The sequence below is a fragment of the Pseudomonas sp. CFII68 genome, assembly GCF_000416195.1.
In the GTDB taxonomy this organism is placed as follows: domain Bacteria; phylum Pseudomonadota; class Gammaproteobacteria; order Pseudomonadales; family Pseudomonadaceae; genus Aquipseudomonas; species Aquipseudomonas kilonensis.
This window is the reverse complement of sequence record NZ_ATLN01000112.1, coordinates 21870-37407: the sequence shown is the minus strand read 5'-3', so window position 1 is coordinate 37407 and position 15538 is coordinate 21870. Positions and strand designations below refer to the sequence as shown.

At 61.6% G+C, this 15538-nt stretch carries 15 protein-coding genes and 1 pseudogene; 9 read left to right on the top strand and 7 right to left on the bottom strand.

The annotated features are described in order from the left end of the window. Positions 1–18: 18 nt before the first annotated feature. A complete protein-coding gene (locus CFII68_RS07285) occupies positions 19–1050 on the bottom strand; it encodes a LacI family DNA-binding transcriptional regulator (protein WP_018610981.1) in 1032 nt (343 codons plus the stop codon). Between the two features lie 216 nt (positions 1051–1266). Between CFII68_RS07285 and CFII68_RS07290 the strand changes: the two genes are divergently transcribed. Then, on the top strand, positions 1267–1800 hold the full coding sequence (locus tag CFII68_RS07290) for a gluconokinase (RefSeq protein ID WP_018610979.1): 534 nt from the start codon (positions 1267–1269) through the stop codon (positions 1798–1800). A gap of 92 nt (positions 1801–1892) precedes the next feature. Continuing rightward, a complete protein-coding gene (locus tag CFII68_RS07295) occupies positions 1893–3245 on the top strand; it encodes a GntP family permease (RefSeq protein ID WP_018610977.1) in 1353 nt (450 codons plus the stop codon). Positions 3246–3335: 90 nt separating this feature from the next. Here the strand turns inward: CFII68_RS07295 and alaC are convergent, their stop codons facing one another. Continuing rightward, on the bottom strand, positions 3336–4553 hold the full coding sequence (gene alaC / locus CFII68_RS07300; RefSeq protein ID WP_003198594.1) for an alanine transaminase: 1218 nt from the start codon (positions 4551–4553) through the stop codon (positions 3336–3338). 208 nt (positions 4554–4761) lie between these two features. Between alaC and CFII68_RS07305 the strand changes: the two genes are divergently transcribed. Together CFII68_RS07305 and CFII68_RS07310 are read left to right on the top strand one after the other, a co-directional pair. Then, on the top strand, positions 4762–5424 hold the full coding sequence (locus tag CFII68_RS07305) for a LysE family translocator (RefSeq protein WP_018610973.1): 663 nt from the start codon (positions 4762–4764) through the stop codon (positions 5422–5424). A gap of 79 nt (positions 5425–5503) precedes the next feature. After that, positions 5504–6001, top strand: coding sequence for a GyrI-like domain-containing protein (locus CFII68_RS07310; protein ID WP_018610971.1), 498 nt, complete (start codon positions 5504–5506; stop codon positions 5999–6001). A 103-nt stretch (positions 6002–6104) separates the two neighbouring features. On the opposite strand, the gene CFII68_RS07315 is transcribed toward CFII68_RS07310, so the two are convergent. Then, a complete protein-coding gene (locus CFII68_RS07315; protein ID WP_018610967.1) occupies positions 6105–6590 on the bottom strand; it encodes an N-acetyltransferase in 486 nt (161 codons plus the stop codon). 141 nt (positions 6591–6731) lie between these two features. Between CFII68_RS07315 and CFII68_RS07320 the strand changes: the two genes are divergently transcribed. From CFII68_RS07320 to CFII68_RS07335, 4 genes and pseudogenes are all read left to right on the top strand, one after another. After that, positions 6732–7166, top strand: coding sequence for an SgcJ/EcaC family oxidoreductase (locus tag CFII68_RS07320; RefSeq protein ID WP_018610965.1), 435 nt, complete (start codon positions 6732–6734; stop codon positions 7164–7166). 67 nt (positions 7167–7233) lie between these two features. Then, positions 7234–7578, top strand: coding sequence for a YciI family protein (locus tag CFII68_RS07325; protein ID WP_018610963.1), 345 nt, complete (start codon positions 7234–7236; stop codon positions 7576–7578). Positions 7579–7605: 27 nt separating this feature from the next. Then, positions 7606–7734: pseudogene (locus CFII68_RS07330) on the top strand (polyketide cyclase); the annotation flags it as partial. Between the two features lie 5 nt (positions 7735–7739). Next, positions 7740–8975, top strand: a complete 1236-nt coding sequence (locus CFII68_RS07335) for an RNA polymerase sigma factor (protein WP_018610959.1) — start codon at positions 7740–7742, stop codon at positions 8973–8975. Between the two features lie 164 nt (positions 8976–9139). On the opposite strand, the gene CFII68_RS07340 is transcribed toward CFII68_RS07335, so the two are convergent. The 4 genes from CFII68_RS07340 to CFII68_RS07355 form a co-directional block, all read right to left on the bottom strand. Further along, positions 9140–10483: an imelysin family protein gene (locus CFII68_RS07340; RefSeq protein WP_014336951.1), complete on the bottom strand. Its 1344-nt coding sequence runs from the start codon at positions 10481–10483 to the stop codon at positions 9140–9142. A 269-nt stretch (positions 10484–10752) separates the two neighbouring features. After that, the gene (locus CFII68_RS07345; protein ID WP_018610956.1) at positions 10753–12804 is read right to left on the bottom strand and encodes a bifunctional diguanylate cyclase/phosphodiesterase; all 2052 of its coding nucleotides are present in this window, start codon (positions 12802–12804) and stop codon (positions 10753–10755) included. A gap of 294 nt (positions 12805–13098) precedes the next feature. After that, positions 13099–13695, bottom strand: coding sequence for a superoxide dismutase (locus CFII68_RS07350; RefSeq protein WP_018610954.1), 597 nt, complete (start codon positions 13693–13695; stop codon positions 13099–13101). A 175-nt stretch (positions 13696–13870) separates the two neighbouring features. Further along, entirely contained in the window at positions 13871–14473 is a 603-nt protein-coding gene (locus CFII68_RS07355) for a LysE/ArgO family amino acid transporter (RefSeq protein ID WP_018610952.1), read from the bottom strand. A 97-nt stretch (positions 14474–14570) separates the two neighbouring features. On the opposite strand from CFII68_RS07355, the gene CFII68_RS07360 reads away from it, so the two are divergent. Next, a complete protein-coding gene (locus tag CFII68_RS07360; RefSeq protein ID WP_018610950.1) occupies positions 14571–15470 on the top strand; it encodes a LysR family transcriptional regulator ArgP in 900 nt (299 codons plus the stop codon). Positions 15471–15538: the final 68 nt, after the last annotated feature.

Sequence of the window (15538 nt, the reverse complement as noted above, 5' to 3'; positions counted from 1 at the left end):
GGTGTGTGGCGGGCCGACTCAGGTGCTTTCGCGGACCTTGAGCTCAAAGCCCATGTCCACCACCGGCTGCGCGATGCGGTTGCCGGCCATCAAGGTCAGCATTTGCTCGGCGGCGCGACGGCCGATGGCTTCCCTTGGCGTGCTGATGCTGCTCAGGCGCGGCACCATGTGGGCCGAGGCGGGCAGGTCGTTGAAGCCCAGCACCGAAACCCGCTCGGGAATCTTGATGCCGCAGCGAAGGGCCTCGAACAAGGCACCGTGGGCCAGGTCGTCGTTGCCGAAGAAGATCGCATCGACGTCCGGGTGGCTGTCCAGCAACTGCAGGAACAATTCGCCGCCCAGGCCTACCGATGATGGGCGTGGGGTCAGCAGTTCCAGGTCCGGGTCATACAGGCCGGCTTTCTGCAGGGCGCGGCGAAAACCTTCGCCACGCAGCAGGGTGCGTTGGTCCAGTTGCGCGCCGATGTAGGCTAGGCGCTTGCGGCCCTTGGAAATCAAGTGCTCAGCCGCCGTTTCGCCGGCCTTGAGCTGGGAAAAGCCGACGCAGTTGAGCCCGGCGCCGGGGTCCAGCTCCATCATGTACACGCAGGGAATGTTGCTGGCCTCGATCATGCGCCGGGCGCTTTCGGTGCGGTCGAAACCGGTCAGCAGCAAACCGCGCGGCTGATAGGCCATGTAGTTGCGCAGCAGGTCTTCTTCTTCGTCCCGGGAGTAGTGGTAGTTGCCGATCACCACTTCGAAGCCCTTGGGTCGCAGCACCCGATGAATGGCTTCCAGGGTGTCGATGAACAACAGGTTGGACAACGACGGCACCAGCACCACCACCGAATGGCTCTGGGCCGAAGCCAGGGCGCGGGCGGCGGGGTTGACGACGTAGTTGAGTTCCACGGCGGCCTGGCGGACTTTTTCCACCAGTTCCGAGGCAACGGTGCTGACGCCGCGCAGGGCACGGGAGGCGGTGATGGGGCTGACACCGGCCAGGCGTGCGACTTCATTGAGCGTGGGGCGACCAGTGGTGCGAGTATTCTTATCGTTTTTAGGGACGGTCATCAGGGCGGCTTGCCAAACAAAAATCAAGGTACTAAGGTAGCGCTGTCTCGACGCCGCTGCAAATGCGTGAATGGGGTTTGCCTGATCCCCCGTCCGTTGGTGTCGTGAACGAACATGCTGCAACCACAAAAATGACAAGAAGGCGTCGGCAACTTCTGCTTTTGCTGCGGTGTCATCACTGGCAAAGGTAGCGCTGTCTGCGCGCTGAGGTGTTACATGAACAATCCCATCACCGCCCTGGTCATCATGGGCGTTGCCGGTTGCGGCAAGACATGCGTCAGCCAGGCCCTGTGCCAATTGAGCGGCGCCACCGCCATCGAAGGCGACACCTTCCACCCCGCGGCCAACATCCAGAAGATGAGCGCCGGTATTCCTTTGAACGACGACGACCGTGCCGGCTGGCTCGACAGCCTGTGCGACGAGTTGCGCCGTGTCGACGCCACGGGCGAGCGCCCGGTGCTGACCTGCTCGGCCCTCAAGCACAGTTATCGCGAGCGTCTGCGCAGTGCCTTGCCCGGCCTGGGCTTCGTATTCCTTGAATTGACCCCCGAAGTGGCCGCCGACCGCGTTTCCCATCGTCCCGGTCATTTCATGCCGTCGACCTTGATCGACAGCCAGTTTGCCACCCTTCAATCCCCTGTTGGCGAGCCCCTGACCCTGACTCTGGACGCGTCCAGCCACAGCGTTGAGGAGTTGGCGCATCAGGCTTACGTCTGGTGGCTGGACCATGGTTTGAAGCTTGCCGGCTGAGTTTCAAAAAATTTGCGTCAGAAAGATAGCGCTGTCCCGACGACTCATAAATAACTGCTTCAATAACAACAACAAATCAGGAGACACCTCCCATGTTCGGCATGTCCCACGAGACGTTCCTGCTGCTTGATGCAGTGGTCACGGTGATCGGACTCATCATCCTCATCACCAAGTTCAAATTCCACCCGTTCATTGCCCTGACCATCGCCGCCGCGTTCCTCGGCCTGACGTCGGGCATGCCGACCGGCACCATCATCAAGGCGTTCCAGGACGGCTTCGGTGGCGTGCTGGGCTTTGTCGGCATCATCCTGGCGCTGGGCACGATGCTCGGCAAAATGATGGCCGAGTCGGGCGGGGCCGATCAGATCGCCCAGACCCTGATCCGCGCCTTCGGCAAGGACAAGGTGCAGTGGGCCATGATGTTCGCCGCGTTCCTGGTGGGCATCCCGCTGTTCTTCGAAATCGGCTTCGTGTTGCTGATCCCGCTGGTGTTCATCGTTGCGCGCCGTACCGGCGTGTCGATCATCAAGATCGGTATCCCGCTGCTGGCCGGCCTTTCCGCCGTCCACGGCCTGGTGCCGCCGCACCCGGGGCCGCTGCTGGCGATCGGCATATTTGGCGCTGACATCGGCAAGACCATTCTCTACGGCCTGATCGTGGCGCTGCCAACGGCCATCATTGCCGGACCGATCTTCGGTACGTTCATTGCCAAGCACATCCCCGGCCATCCGAACCAGGAGCTGGTGGATCAACTGGCCCGCGAGACGAACTCCGCCGAGCTGCCAAGCTTCAGCATCACCCTGATCACCGTACTGTCGCCGGTGTTCCTGATGCTGCTCAAGACCTTTGCTGACGTAGCGCTGCCGGACGGCAACCTCTTCCGCGTCTGGATGGACATGATCGGTCACCCGATCTCGGCCTTGCTGCTGGCGTTGCTGCTGTCGCTGTACACCTTCGGCTACAAGCAGGGCATTGGCTCCAGCCAGATGCTCAAATGGCTGGACGCAAGCCTGGCCCCGACTGCCGCGATCATTCTGATCATCGGTGCCGGTGGCGGCTTCAAGCAGATGCTGGTGACCAGCGGCGTGGGCGATGTGATCGGCCACATGGCGGTCAGCGCACAGATCTCGCCGATCCTGTTGGCGTGGCTGGTGGCGGCAGTGATTCGGATTGCGACGGGTTCGGCGACGGTGGCAACCATTACCGGTGCCGGGATCGTGGTGCCGGTGGTGGGGATGATGCCGGGTGTGAACCGTGAGCTGCTGGTGTTGGCGACCGGTGCCGGTTCGTTGATCCTGTCCCACGTCAACGACGCGGGCTTCTGGCTGGTCAAGCAGTACTTCAACATGACCGTGGCCGAAACCTTCAAGACCTGGACCGCGATGGAAACCATCCTGTCCGTGGTGGGGTTGATCTTTATCCTGCTGTTGTCGCTGGTGATCTGAACCTGTGGGAGCGAGCAAGCTCGCTCCCACATTGGTTTCTGGTGATCAGTGGAGCCAGGGTGGGAGCAAACTCCCACCGTTGGTCTTGCGTCAGGCGCCAGGTTTGTTTATCAACCCATCGGCCCGAAACATCCCACGGATCCCGCGCACAGCCTGGCGAATCCGGTCCTGGTTTTCGATCAGCGCGAAGCGCACGTGATCATCCCCATATTCCCCAAACCCCACCCCCGGCGAGACGCAGACCTTGGCTTCGGCCAACAGCTTCTTGGCAAACTCCAGTGAGCCCAGGTGGGCATAGGCCTCGGGAATCTTGGCCCAGACGTACATCGACGCCTTGGGGTTTTCCACCATCCAGCCCAGTTCATGCAGGCCCTTGACCAATACGTTGCGGCGCTGGCGGTACTGCTCGGCGATGTCGCGCACGCATTGCTGGTCGCCTTCAAGGGCGGCGATGGCGGCCACTTGCAGCGGGGTGAAGGTGCCGTAGTCGTGGTAGCTCTTGATCCGCGCCAGGGCGTTGACCAGTTCCGGGTTGCCCACCATGAAACCGATGCGCCAGCCGGCCATGTTGTAGCTCTTGGACAGGGTGAAGAACTCCACCGCGATGTCTTTCGCGCCAGGCACCTGCATGATCGATGGGGCTTTCCAGCCGTCGTAGACGATGTCGGCGTAGGCCAGGTCGTGGATCACCAGCACGTCGTACTGCTTGGCCAGGGCGATGACCCGTTCGAAGAAATCCAGCTCCACGCACTGGGCGGTGGGGTTGGAGGGAAAGCCCAGGATCATCATCTTCGGCTTGGGAATCGAGCCGCGGATGGCCCGCTCCAGTTCAGCGAAGAAATCCACGCCCGGCACCAGCGGTACCGAACGCACCTGGGCGCCGGCGATCACCGCGCCGTAGATGTGGATCGGATAGCTGGGGTTGGGCACCAGCACCGTGTCGCCCTGGTCCAGGGTTGCCAGCATCAGGTGGGCCAGGCCTTCCTTGGAACCGATGGTGACAATGGCTTCGGTTTCCGGGTCAATGTCCACCTCGTAGCGGTCCTTGTACCAGCGCGAAATGGCGCGGCGCAGGCGCGGGATGCCTTTGGAGGTGGAATAGCCGTGGGTGTCTTCCCGCTGGGCGACGGTGACCAGCTTTTCCACGATGTGCGGGGGCGTGGCGCCGTCGGGGTTACCCATGCTCAAGTCGATGATGTCTTCGCCGCGCCGACGCGCAGCCATCTTCAGCTCGGCAGTGATATTGAATACGTAAGGGGGGAGTCGATCGATGCGCGCAAAGCGGCGCGGCGAACCTTGTTCGGCCATTGTTGCCTCGAGATACGTGAGCGCCCGGAACCGTCCGAGCGACGTTGGCCACTGCGGTGGCCTGCGGCGAAAGATAATCGGGCGGATGTCGGATTGTCCAGTAGCCGCGCGCAACTATTTTCGACGACACTGTCGACCTTGCCACGCAGCCATCAACGCCGGCTGCGGGCAGTTGAATTCGCTGTAGCCCAATCGAACGGAATGAATGATGGAATTTTCCAGCGGTTTCCTGCTGAGTCTCTCCCTGTGCCTGGACATTGGCGTGGCCAATATCGCGATGATCACCCTGGCGATGCAGCGCGGTTACTTCCAGGGTTTCGCCCTGGGCCTGGGCACCTGCGTAGGCGATCTGGTCTATGCCGTCCTGGCCCTGGCCGGCATGACCGTGCTGCTGCAATACGAGGCGGTGCGTTGGGTGCTGTGGCTCGGTGGCTCGGTGCTGTTGCTGTATTTCGCAGCGAAGATGATCCACTCGGCGATCTATCACAGCGCCGTGCTCGCCGAGGCCGGCGAGGTGCAGGGCAACTCCTCGCGCCATGAGTTCTTTCGCGGGATTTTCCTGGCCATGTCATCGCCCAGTGCCATCCTCTGGTTTGCAGCGGTGGGCGGCACACTGATCGCACGTTCGGGTGGTGGCACCTTGCTCAGCTCGGCGCTGTTCCTCAGTGGTTTTCTCTGCGCCGGGTTGTTGTGGTGCGCGGCTCTGTGCCTGGCGGCAACCCAGGGCGGTAAATTGTTGGGGGATAAACTGCTGCGTTACTCCTATTGGGCATCCGCCGCGATCTTCTGCTATTTCGCGGTGTACGTGATCGTTTCTGGCTACAACGAGTTTGTAGGAAAAGCCGTCACCAGCGCCTTCCCCGGAATCTGACCAGCGAAACGGCCCTGGCAATCACCGTTTGGCTTCTATACTGCCAAGCCCGACTTCACGTTTGCTGGAGTGTTGCCGAATGGAAAAGCACAAACGCGATTACACAGCCGAACCACGCTTTGAACAGGGACGTTTTCAGCTTATCGCCGGCTTTGGTGCTCGGTTTACTCAGGACACTGCCCAGGACATCCCTTTGCTCTGGGAAAAGTTCCTGCCCTGGCTCGGCAAGGTGCCAGGGCAGAAAGATGAAGTGACCTACGGCGTGTGTTGCAACCCGGACGGGAAGGGTGGGTTCGAATACATCGCTGGCGTGGAAATCAGCCGGCTCGACGATCTGCCGGAGCAATACCGCTGGATCGAAATCCAGCCTGGGTATTACGCCGTCTTCGAACACAAGGGGCCGTTGAAACAACTACCGGACACGTTCCAATACATCTGGAACGAGTGGCTGCCACATTCCGGTCATACAGCCGCCGAGCTGCCGGAGTTCGAGCGCTACAGCGAGGATTTCAACCCCAGGACCGGCGAAGGCACCCTGGAGATCTGGATCCCGCTCAAAAGTCCAGGCGCCGTGTAGGAGCTGCCGAAGGCTGCGATCTTTTGATCTTGGCTCTAAGACTTGATTGGCTGTGGAAAGATCGCAGCCTCGCTTCGCTCGACAGCTCCTACGGGGGCAGGTGTCAGAACGCCAACCCCATTCGCCGCTCGTAACCAATGCGGCCCTTGTAGGCTTCGCCACTGTCGACCCAACCCAGCCGGGCGTACAGGCCAATGGCCGAGTCGTTATCGGCGTCAACCGACAGTTCCAACCCGCGGATTTCCGGCCAGGCGGCTCGCGCCACGGCGGGTAGCGCCTGCAGGCAGGCCTTGCCATAACCTTTGCCCTGGGCCCGGTGATCGACTTGCAGGGCATGCAGGGTGGCGCTGTGTTCATTGGCCCAGGCGGGCAGCACCGGAGGGCGCTTGAGCAGCAGGAAGGCCACCGGCACCTCTTTAGCCAATAGCGCAAACCCTTTGACCCCGGGGCCGGGCTTGGACAGCAGCGTGTGCAGGGCACCGTGGATATCGCCAGCGAACTTGATCTGTTCGGGGTGGATTTCGATCGCGGTGACCTGTTCGCGTTGCAGCGGGGTCAGGTCTTCGTAGGGTACGAGCTGAGCGGTCACAAGAACGTCCGTTGTTTGTCGGCAGAATAGGACCTGGATTCTAGCGAATTTTTTTCTTTGAATTATTTTTGTTGGGTTGTCGATTCACTGTTTCTCCAAACGACAAAGGGTGTCTTCAACAAAAAACTGCGGAGAATCACCATGAATACCCAAGCCACTGAAACTGAAATCCAGGCCCTGATCGACACCTATCGCCAAGCGGTCATGGCCAAGGACGTTGAAAAGGTCATGGCACTCTATGACGAAGACATCGTCTCGTTCGATGCCATCCAGGCCTTGCAATTCAAGGGCAAGGTCGCTTACCGGGCCCATTGGCAAGCCTGCATGGAAATGTGCCCCGGTCCGCACAAGTTCGACTTCCATCAGGTCAAGATTACCCCGGCCGACAACATCGCTTTTGCCCACTGGCTGGCCTATTGCGGCGGCACCAACGAAAAAGGCGAGGAACAGGCTTGCTGGATGCGCGTGACGGCCTGCTACCAGCGTGTAGCCGGGCAATGGCGGATCGTCCACGAACATTGGTCCGCACCGTTCGACCCAATGGCCGGTACGGCGCTGTTCGACCTGCAGCCCTGATCGTCGGTTTTTTCGCCGAGCACCATTCTGCCGTCCATAGTTGATCAGTCCGATCACGGAGCCTCCCATGAAGTACCTATGCCTGGTGTATAGCAACGAACACACGCTGCACAACTCGCCCGACAGCCCGGAGGACGCCGAGTGCATGGCCTATGCCGAATCGATCCAGGGCAGTGGGCGCATGCTGGCCGCCGAGGCCCTGGAGTCGGTACAGACCGCCACCACGGTACGCATGCGCGGCGGCAAGCTGTCGATCACCGACGGCCCGTTCGCCGAAACCAAGGAGCAACTGGCGGGCTTCTACCTGATCGATGCCAAGGACCTCAACGAAGCCCTCCAGGTCGCCGGCAATATCCCGGCGGCCCGGGTCGGCTGCGTCGAAGTACGACCGGTACGCCAACTGAACCCCTGAACAACAAATACAAACAGGACTTCACTCATGAACCGTGCAACTGCCCCTTACGCGTTATCCATCAGCCGGGTGATCGATCCCCCGCGCCAGAAGGTTTTCCGCGCCTGGACCGAGCCGTCCTTGCCGGTCCAAGGGTGGGGCCCCCAAGGCATGTCCGACTGATGTCGGCCGAAACGGTCAAGGCGCGGGTCGAGCAGGTATATCGGCAAGACTCGCGGCGGATCCTGGCGACACTGATTCGTCTGTTGGGGGACTTCAACCTTGCCGAAGAAGCCATGCACGAGGCCTTTTTCATTGCGGTCGAGCGCTGGCAGCGCGACGGTGTGCCGGACAACCCGCGGGCCTGGCTGGTGTCTGCCGGGCGTTTCAAAGCCATCGACAGTTTGCGCCGGCGTGCGCGTTTCGCCGCGTCCCGGCCGATGTTGATCGCCCAGCTCGAAGCGCTGGAGCAGGGCCAGTGGAGTGACGAAGACGTGGAAGACGATCGCCTGCGGCTGATTTTCACCTGTTGCCACCCGGCCCTGGCGGCGGACGCCCAGGTGCCCCTGACGCTGCGGGAAGTCTGCGACCTGACCACCGAGCAAATCGCCCGGGCTTTCCTCGCCGCCCCGGCGGCCATTGCCCAGCGTATCGTGCGGGCCAAGGCGAAAATCCGCGATGCCAGGATCCCCTACCAAGTGCCGTCTCGCGCGGAACTGCCGGAACGGCTGGACAGCGTGCTGCGGGTGATCTACCTGGTGTTCAACGAGGGTTATTCGGCCACGATGGGCGCCGAGCTGACCCGCGAAGACCTGACGCGCGAAGCCATCCGCCTCGGGCGCCTGCTGATGGAGTTGCTGCCCGAGGCTGAGGTCATGGGGTTGCTGGCGTTGATGCTGCTGCACGAATCCCGGCGCCCGGCGCGAACGTCATCGACCGGTGAACTGATCCTGCTGGATGAACAGGCGCGATCCTTGTGGGATGCCGAGCTGATCGCCGAGGGCTGCACGTTGGTGGAAGCCGCGCTGAAAACCCGGCGGTTCGGGCCGTACTGCCTGCAAGCGGCGATTGCGGCGGTGCATGCCGAAGCACCGACGGCGCAGGAGACCGACTGGCCGCAGATCGTCGGGCTTTATGATGTGCTGTTGCGGGCCGTGCCGTCACCGGTGATCGAACTCAACCGCGCCGCCGCCCTGGCCAAGCGCGACGGACCGGAAGTCGGCTTGCGCCTGGTCGAGGCGATCCTGGGGCGTGGGGAATTACTCGATTATCACCTGGCCTACTCGGCACAGGCGGAGTTCTGTCGTCAACTGGGGCGATTGGACGAGGCGAGGGCGGCGTATCGACGCGCGCTTGAGTTGACGCAGCAATTGCCGGAACGGCGGTTTATCGAAGGGCGGTTGGCGGGGTTGCAGTGATGACCACAAGCGACGAAATTCCTGTGGGAGCGGGCTTGCTCGCGAAAGCGTCGACACAGTCAACATTGCCGTTGCTTGACCCACCGCTATCGCGAGCAAGCTCGCTCCCACAGGTTTTGTGGTTTGGCTGGCTGCGTTAATCCGCTTCAGCCAGCCGGCGTTGATCAGAACTCGTGATCAGCGCTGTCCGGGTTCAGGTCGCTGATGCCCAGTTTGCCCGCAGCCTGTTCGATCGAACCGGTCTGCTTGACCAGTGCGGCGATGGCGTCGCGCACGATCTGGTTACCCGCGGTGTTGCCGGCGGCGATCAGTTGGTCGTAGTGCTCACCCTTGTTGGCGTGATCGACCATGACCTGGATCTTGGCCTCGGTGTCGGCCAGGTCGGCCTTGAGCGCGGTGTCCGCGGCCGGATCGGCCTTGGCGACCAGGGACGACAGGCTCGCACCGGTCATCTTGGTGCCGTCTACACGGGTGTATTCGCCCAGGTACACGTTACGAACGCCCTTGGCATCGTAGAAGTGCGAGTTATGAGTGTTGTCGCTGAAGCAATCCTGCTCGTCTTCTGGCGAGTTGGCTTCCAGGGACACCTTCATGCGCTCGCCCGCCAGTTCACCCAGGGACAGGCTGCCCATGCCGAACAGCATCTTGCGCAGGCCGCTTTCGCCTGGCTCGGCTTCCAGGGTGGCGCGGTAGTTGTCGGTCACGTTCGGCTTCCAGTTGCCGACCATCTCTTCCAGGTCGTTGACCAGCAATTGGGTCACGGACTTGAGGTAGGCACGACGACGGTCGTTGTGGCCGCCGGTGGCGCCGGCACCTTGCAGATAGTCGGACGCCGGGCGGTTGCCGGCACCCGGGCCGGTGCCGTTGAGGTCCTGGCCCCACAGCAGGAATTCGATGGCGTGGTAGCCGGTGGCGACGTTGGCCTCGGAACCGCCCAGCTCGTTCAGGCCGGCAAGTTTTTCCGCCGTGATGTCTTTGACGTCGACCTTGTCTTCGCCGACCTGGACTTCGGTGTTGGCGATGATGTTGGCGGTGGCGCCCGGGTTACCCAAGGCGTGCTCGTAGGATTTGTCGACGTAGTCGATCAGGCCTTCGTCCAGCGGCCAGGCGTTCACTTGGCCTTCCCAGTCGTCGATGATGGTGTTGCCGAAGCGGAACACTTCGCTTTGCAGGTAAGGCACGCGTGCGGCGACCCAGGCAGCCTTGGCGGCTTTCAGGGTCTCGGCGTTCGGCTTGGCCAGGAACGCGTCGACGGCGGTTTGCAGGGTTTTTGCCGTGGATTCGGCATCGCTGTAGACGGCATAAACGATGTCGGCGTAGTGCGCGACAACGGCCTTGGCGGCAGCTTCGTCGACTTTGCCGGCAGCAGCAGGGGCGACCGGTGCCGCGGTGCTGGCGGCCGGCGTTGGCGCTTGCGGCGCGGCGGCCTTGTCTTTGCCTTCGCCGCAACCGGCGAGGGAAATAGCGATGGCCAGCAGACTGGCGGTAGCCAGGGGCATACGAATCATGGCGAACATCCTGCTTCGGTGATGGATGGGACAGGCGCGAGGGTGCGCAAAAACTGCGACATAATGCGAAAGATTTGCATTATGTGTAAAGGGTTGCAGGTGTAAATATTTCTTATTTAATGATGGGAGTTGCCGCCTTCGGTAGCGTCTGTAGGAGCTGCCGAGCGAAGCGAGGCTGCGATCTTTCCCCAAACACTTGAGTCTCAAGCTAAAGATCAAAAGATCGCAGGCTTCGCCAGCTCCTACAAAGGCTTGGCGCTCGGGGGGAGTTAGATGATGGAAACCTTGCTGCGCTCGGCCTGCTTCAGGTAAAGGCCCAATTCCCGTGCCGGCAGCGGTTTGCTGTAGTAATACCCCTGACCTTCGTGGCAGCCCTCGGCGATGATGTAGGCTTCCTGCTCGACCGTCTCGACGCCCTCGGCAATGACCTGCATGCCCAGGCTTTTGCCCAACTGGATGATGGCCCGGACGATGGTTGCGTCGTCCTCGTCGTCGAGCAGGTCCTGGACGAAGCTCTTGTCGATCTTGATCTTGTCCAGCGGCAGGCTCTTGAGGTAGCTCAAGGACGAATAGCCGGTCCCGAAGTCATCGATGGCAATCAGCGCCCCGGAGCGGCGCAGGCTCAACAAATGCTGGGCTGCGGTGGTGATGTCTTCCATCAGGCCGGTCTCGGTGACTTCCAGCTCCAGGCTGCGCGGCGGCAGCCGGTACATTTGCAGGAGATTGTTCACCACCCGCGGCAGTTCGGCGTGGTGCAGTTGCACCGTGGAGAGGTTGACTGCCATGCGCAGGTCGAGGAAGCCCTGGTCGTGCCATTCGCGCAGTTGCTTGCAAGCCTGGTCCAGCACCCACTCACCGATGGCGATGATGGTGCCGTTCTGCTCGGCCAGGGGAATGAACAGGTCCGGCGGCACCAGGCCGTGCTCGGGGTGGTGCCAGCGGATCAGGGCTTCAGTGCCCACTACTCGTAGGTCGCGGTAGCTGATCTGCGGTTGGTACACCAGGGTGAACTGCTCACGGGCCAGGGCCTCGCGCAAGTCTTTCTCCAGTTCGCGCCGGCGACGCATCTCGCTGTCGACGCTGGCAATGTAGAACTGGTAGCGATTGCGCGAGCGGCTCTTGGCCAGGGTCATGGTCTGCTCGGCTTTCTGCAACAGCTTTTCGGTACTGTCGCCATCCTCGGGGAAAAGGGTGATGCCGATGGTGGCCCGCAGGCGGATTTGCTGATCGTCGATGGCGAACGGCGCTTCCAGGTCATCAAGAATACTCTGGGCCAGTTCGGCGGCCTCGTAAGGCTGTTCGATGTCGGCCTGGACCAGGGCGAACTGATCGCCCCCCAGCCGCGCCAGTGCGCCGAGCCGGCCGCTGTGGGCCCGCAGCCGGTCGGCCAGGGCCAGCAGCAGCTGGTCGCCGGTCTGATAGCTGAACTGTTCGTTGATGCCCTTGAAATCATCCAGCCCCACACACAGCACCGCCACCCGGCGTTGCAGGCGCCCGGCGTCCACCAGGATCTTGTCCAGTTGCTGTTGCAGCTGCTGGCGGTTGGGCAGGCCGGTGAGGAAGTCGTACTGGGCCATGCGCAGCAGGCTGTTTTCCGCTTCGTGGCGCAGGTGCGTGTTGCGCTCGATGGATTCGAGCAGTTGATTGGCCGTATTGATCCACAGGCCCAGCTCGTTTTGTTCGTGGCCGCGCAACTGCGGGATCTTGTGTGCGCTGGGGCGGTCAGGGTTGATTTCGGTCAGGTGCTGGATGATCCGCGACAACGGCCTGGTCAGCAGCCAGTGATAGACCAGGTACAGCACCAGGCCCATGGCCAGGGCCCGCAGCATCCCGGAGATGAAGATGATCACCGAGCTGACGATGAAGCCCTCGCCGTAGGTGGCGGTGTCGAGGGTAATGCTCAGGTCACCGTAATATTCGCTGTAGGGCCCGCGTCCCACCAGTTGCGTGGTGAACGTGCGTTCCTTGCCCAGGATCAGGTCGGTCAGCCAGCGGCTTTCGGAGTGCTGCAAGGGCCGGGTTTTTTCGGCGAGCATGGTTTCGCGGGGATGGCCGATGGAAGCCATGCGTACGGCTTCGTCCTGGAACAGGCCCTCGATCACTTGCATGCCCATCTCCCGGTCCAGGCTGTAGACGGCCTGGGTCGAAGGATCGCGGAACATGTCGAGGATCCGTTGGGCGTCACTGGCGACGGCCTGGTTGGTTTTGTAGGCATCGAACACGATCTGGGCGCAGCTCAAGACCATGCCAACGATCAATGCCGAGAGGAGCACGACCCGGAGCAACTTCACAGACAAGCTGTTCTTGAGTTCCAGCTTCAAAGAGTGGTTCCTTGTTCCGTGCGGGTAGCGTCAAGTTGCCATGAGTATTGGCAATCCTGTGATGTCAGTCAAAGGGACAATCAAACACAAGGGTTTTCGCTTGAAACCTGACCGATGTACGTTTTTTCCAGAGTGATTGCTCTACGACCATTGTGTCGGTTGGAAGGCGCCGCAACTTGAGGCCTCCAGGGATTTTTTCTTGGGTTCCGGACGCGAGGTATTTTGTTTGCACTCAATTTTGCCGCGCAAAAAAAACCCGGCACGGCGCCGGGTTTCCTTTGTCTGGCATCGAGCTTAGGCAGTGAAGGCTTTGCCTTCGAACTGCTCGGCGACGAATTTCCAGTTGACCAGGTTCCAGAACGCTTCGACGTATTTCGGACGAACGTTGCGGTAGTCGATGTAGTAGGCGTGTTCCCAGACGTCGCAGGTCAGCAGCGGGGTGTCGCCGCTGGTCAGCGGGTTGCCGGCGCCGATGGTGCTGGCCAGGGCCAGGGAACCGTCAGCCTTTTTCACCAGCCAGCCCCAGCCGGAACCGAAGGTGCCGATGGACGTCTTGCTGAATTCTTCCTTGAACTTGTCGAACGAACCGAAGGCCGCATTGATGGCTTCAGCCAGCGCGCCGGTTGGTTGACCGCCGGCGTTTGGCGCCAGGCAGTTCCAGTAGAAGGTGTGGTTCCAGATCTGAGCGGCGTTGTTGAAGATACCGCCCGAGGAAGTCTTGACGATTTCTTCCAGGGTCTTGCCTTCGAACTCGGTGCCAGGCACCAGGTTGTTCAGGTTCACGACATAGGTGTTGTGGTGCTTGTCGTGGTGGTATTCCAGAGTCTCTTTGGAGATGTGCGGCTGCAGTGCATCGTGTGCATAGGGCAGAGGCGGCAATTCGAAAGCCATGGTGATTCTCCTAATCAGGTCAGTTGCGGTGAGCGCAAGGCCGATCACGGGCGGCCAGACTAGCGCCGGGGAGTTTGTACTCTTTGCGGCGCAGGAGTCGGATCATAGCACTGGGGGTGCGGCATAACCACGCAACAACTGTGTGGAATAGAGGTTCCAGAGCGGTTTGGAATAATCAGCCGTTGACGATCAATTGCACCGCCACGGTCAACATCATCACTGCCACCAACAGGTCCAGGATCCGCCAGGTGCTTGGACGGGCCAACCAGGGGGCCAGCCATGCCGCGCCGATGGCCAGGGTGAGGAACCACAGCAGCGAGGCACTGGCCGCGCCCACGACATAGGCACCGGGTACGCTCTGCTGGGCACCGAGGGAACCGATCAGCAGCACGGTGTCGAGGTAGACGTGGGGGTTGAGCAGTGTCACCGCCAGGGCGCTGAGCAGCACCGCCCGCAGCGAGCGCACGGCCTGGTGCTCACCTTGTTGCAGGCTTTGCTTCGAACAAGCCCGACGCAACGCCTGGCTGCCGTACCAGAGCAGGAAAACCGCGCCACCCCAGCGGGCAATTGCCAGCAACATCGGGCTCTGGGCCAGCAGCGTTGCCAGTCCGAACACGCCAGCGGCCACCAGCAGTGCATCGCAGGTGATACACAACGCGGCGACCGGCAAGTGATGCTCGCGGCGCAGGCTCTGGGCCAGCACAAACGCGTTCTGCGCGCCGATGGCCATGATCAGCCCGAGGGCCACCAGCAGTCCGTTCACATAACTTTGCCACATGATTTTTACTCCCCATCGATACCTGAATGCTGGCCATTCTCCGGTGGCAAGCTGTATAAGAAAAACCAATCCTGCTGATTGCTCATTAGGAAAACTGATGTTCGATTACAAATTGCTCTCTGCCCTGGCTGCCGTGGTCGAGCAGGCCGGTTTCGAGCGCGCGGCCCAGGTGTTGGGTTTGTCGCAATCGGCCATTTCCCAACGGATCAAACTGCTGGAAGCGCGCGTTGGCCAGCCGGTGCTGGTGCGTGCCACGCCGCCGGCACCCACGGAAATCGGCCGCCGGCTGCTCAATCACGTGCAGCAGGTGCGTCTGCTTGAGCGCGACCTGCAAAGCCTGGTGCCGGCCCTGGATGAAGAGGGCCTGCCGGAGCGTTTGCGTATCGCCCTGAATGCCGACAGCCTGGCGACCTGGTGGGCGGCGGCCGTGGGCGATTTCTGCGCCGAGCAGCATCTGTTGCTCGACTTGGTGGTGGAGGACCAGACCGTTGGCCTCAAGCGCATGCGCGCCGGTGAAGTGGCGGCATGTGTCTGCGCCAGCGAACGCCCGGTGGCTGGCGCCCGCAGCGTGTTGCTGGGGGCGATGCGTTACCGGGCGCTGGCCAGCCCGGGGTTCATCGCCCGGCATTTCCCCGACGGCGTGCGGGCCGATCAACTGGCCCGTACGCCGGCATTGGTGTTTGGCCCGGATGATTTCCTGCAGCACCGCTACCTCGCGTCCGTGGGCGTGGAGGGCGGTTTCGAGCACCATCTGTGCCCCTCGTCCGAAGGTTTCATTCGTCTTGCTGAAGTCGGGCTCGGCTGGGGGCTCGTGCCGGAGCTGCAGGCGCGCGAACAGCTGGAGCGCGGCGTGCTGGTGGAATTGCTGGCAGATAAACCGATCGATGTGCCGCTGTACTGGCATCATTGGCGCAATGGCGGGCAGTTGCTTGGCTTGTTGACCGAACAGTTGATCCGCGCCTCCCGGCAGTGGCTGGTGCCTTGGGAGGCGCCGTAGACGTCAAGCTGCAGGTAAAAGCGGCGCACAGATAAATTTGCAGGTTGTAGCGCGAGGCTCGTAACCGC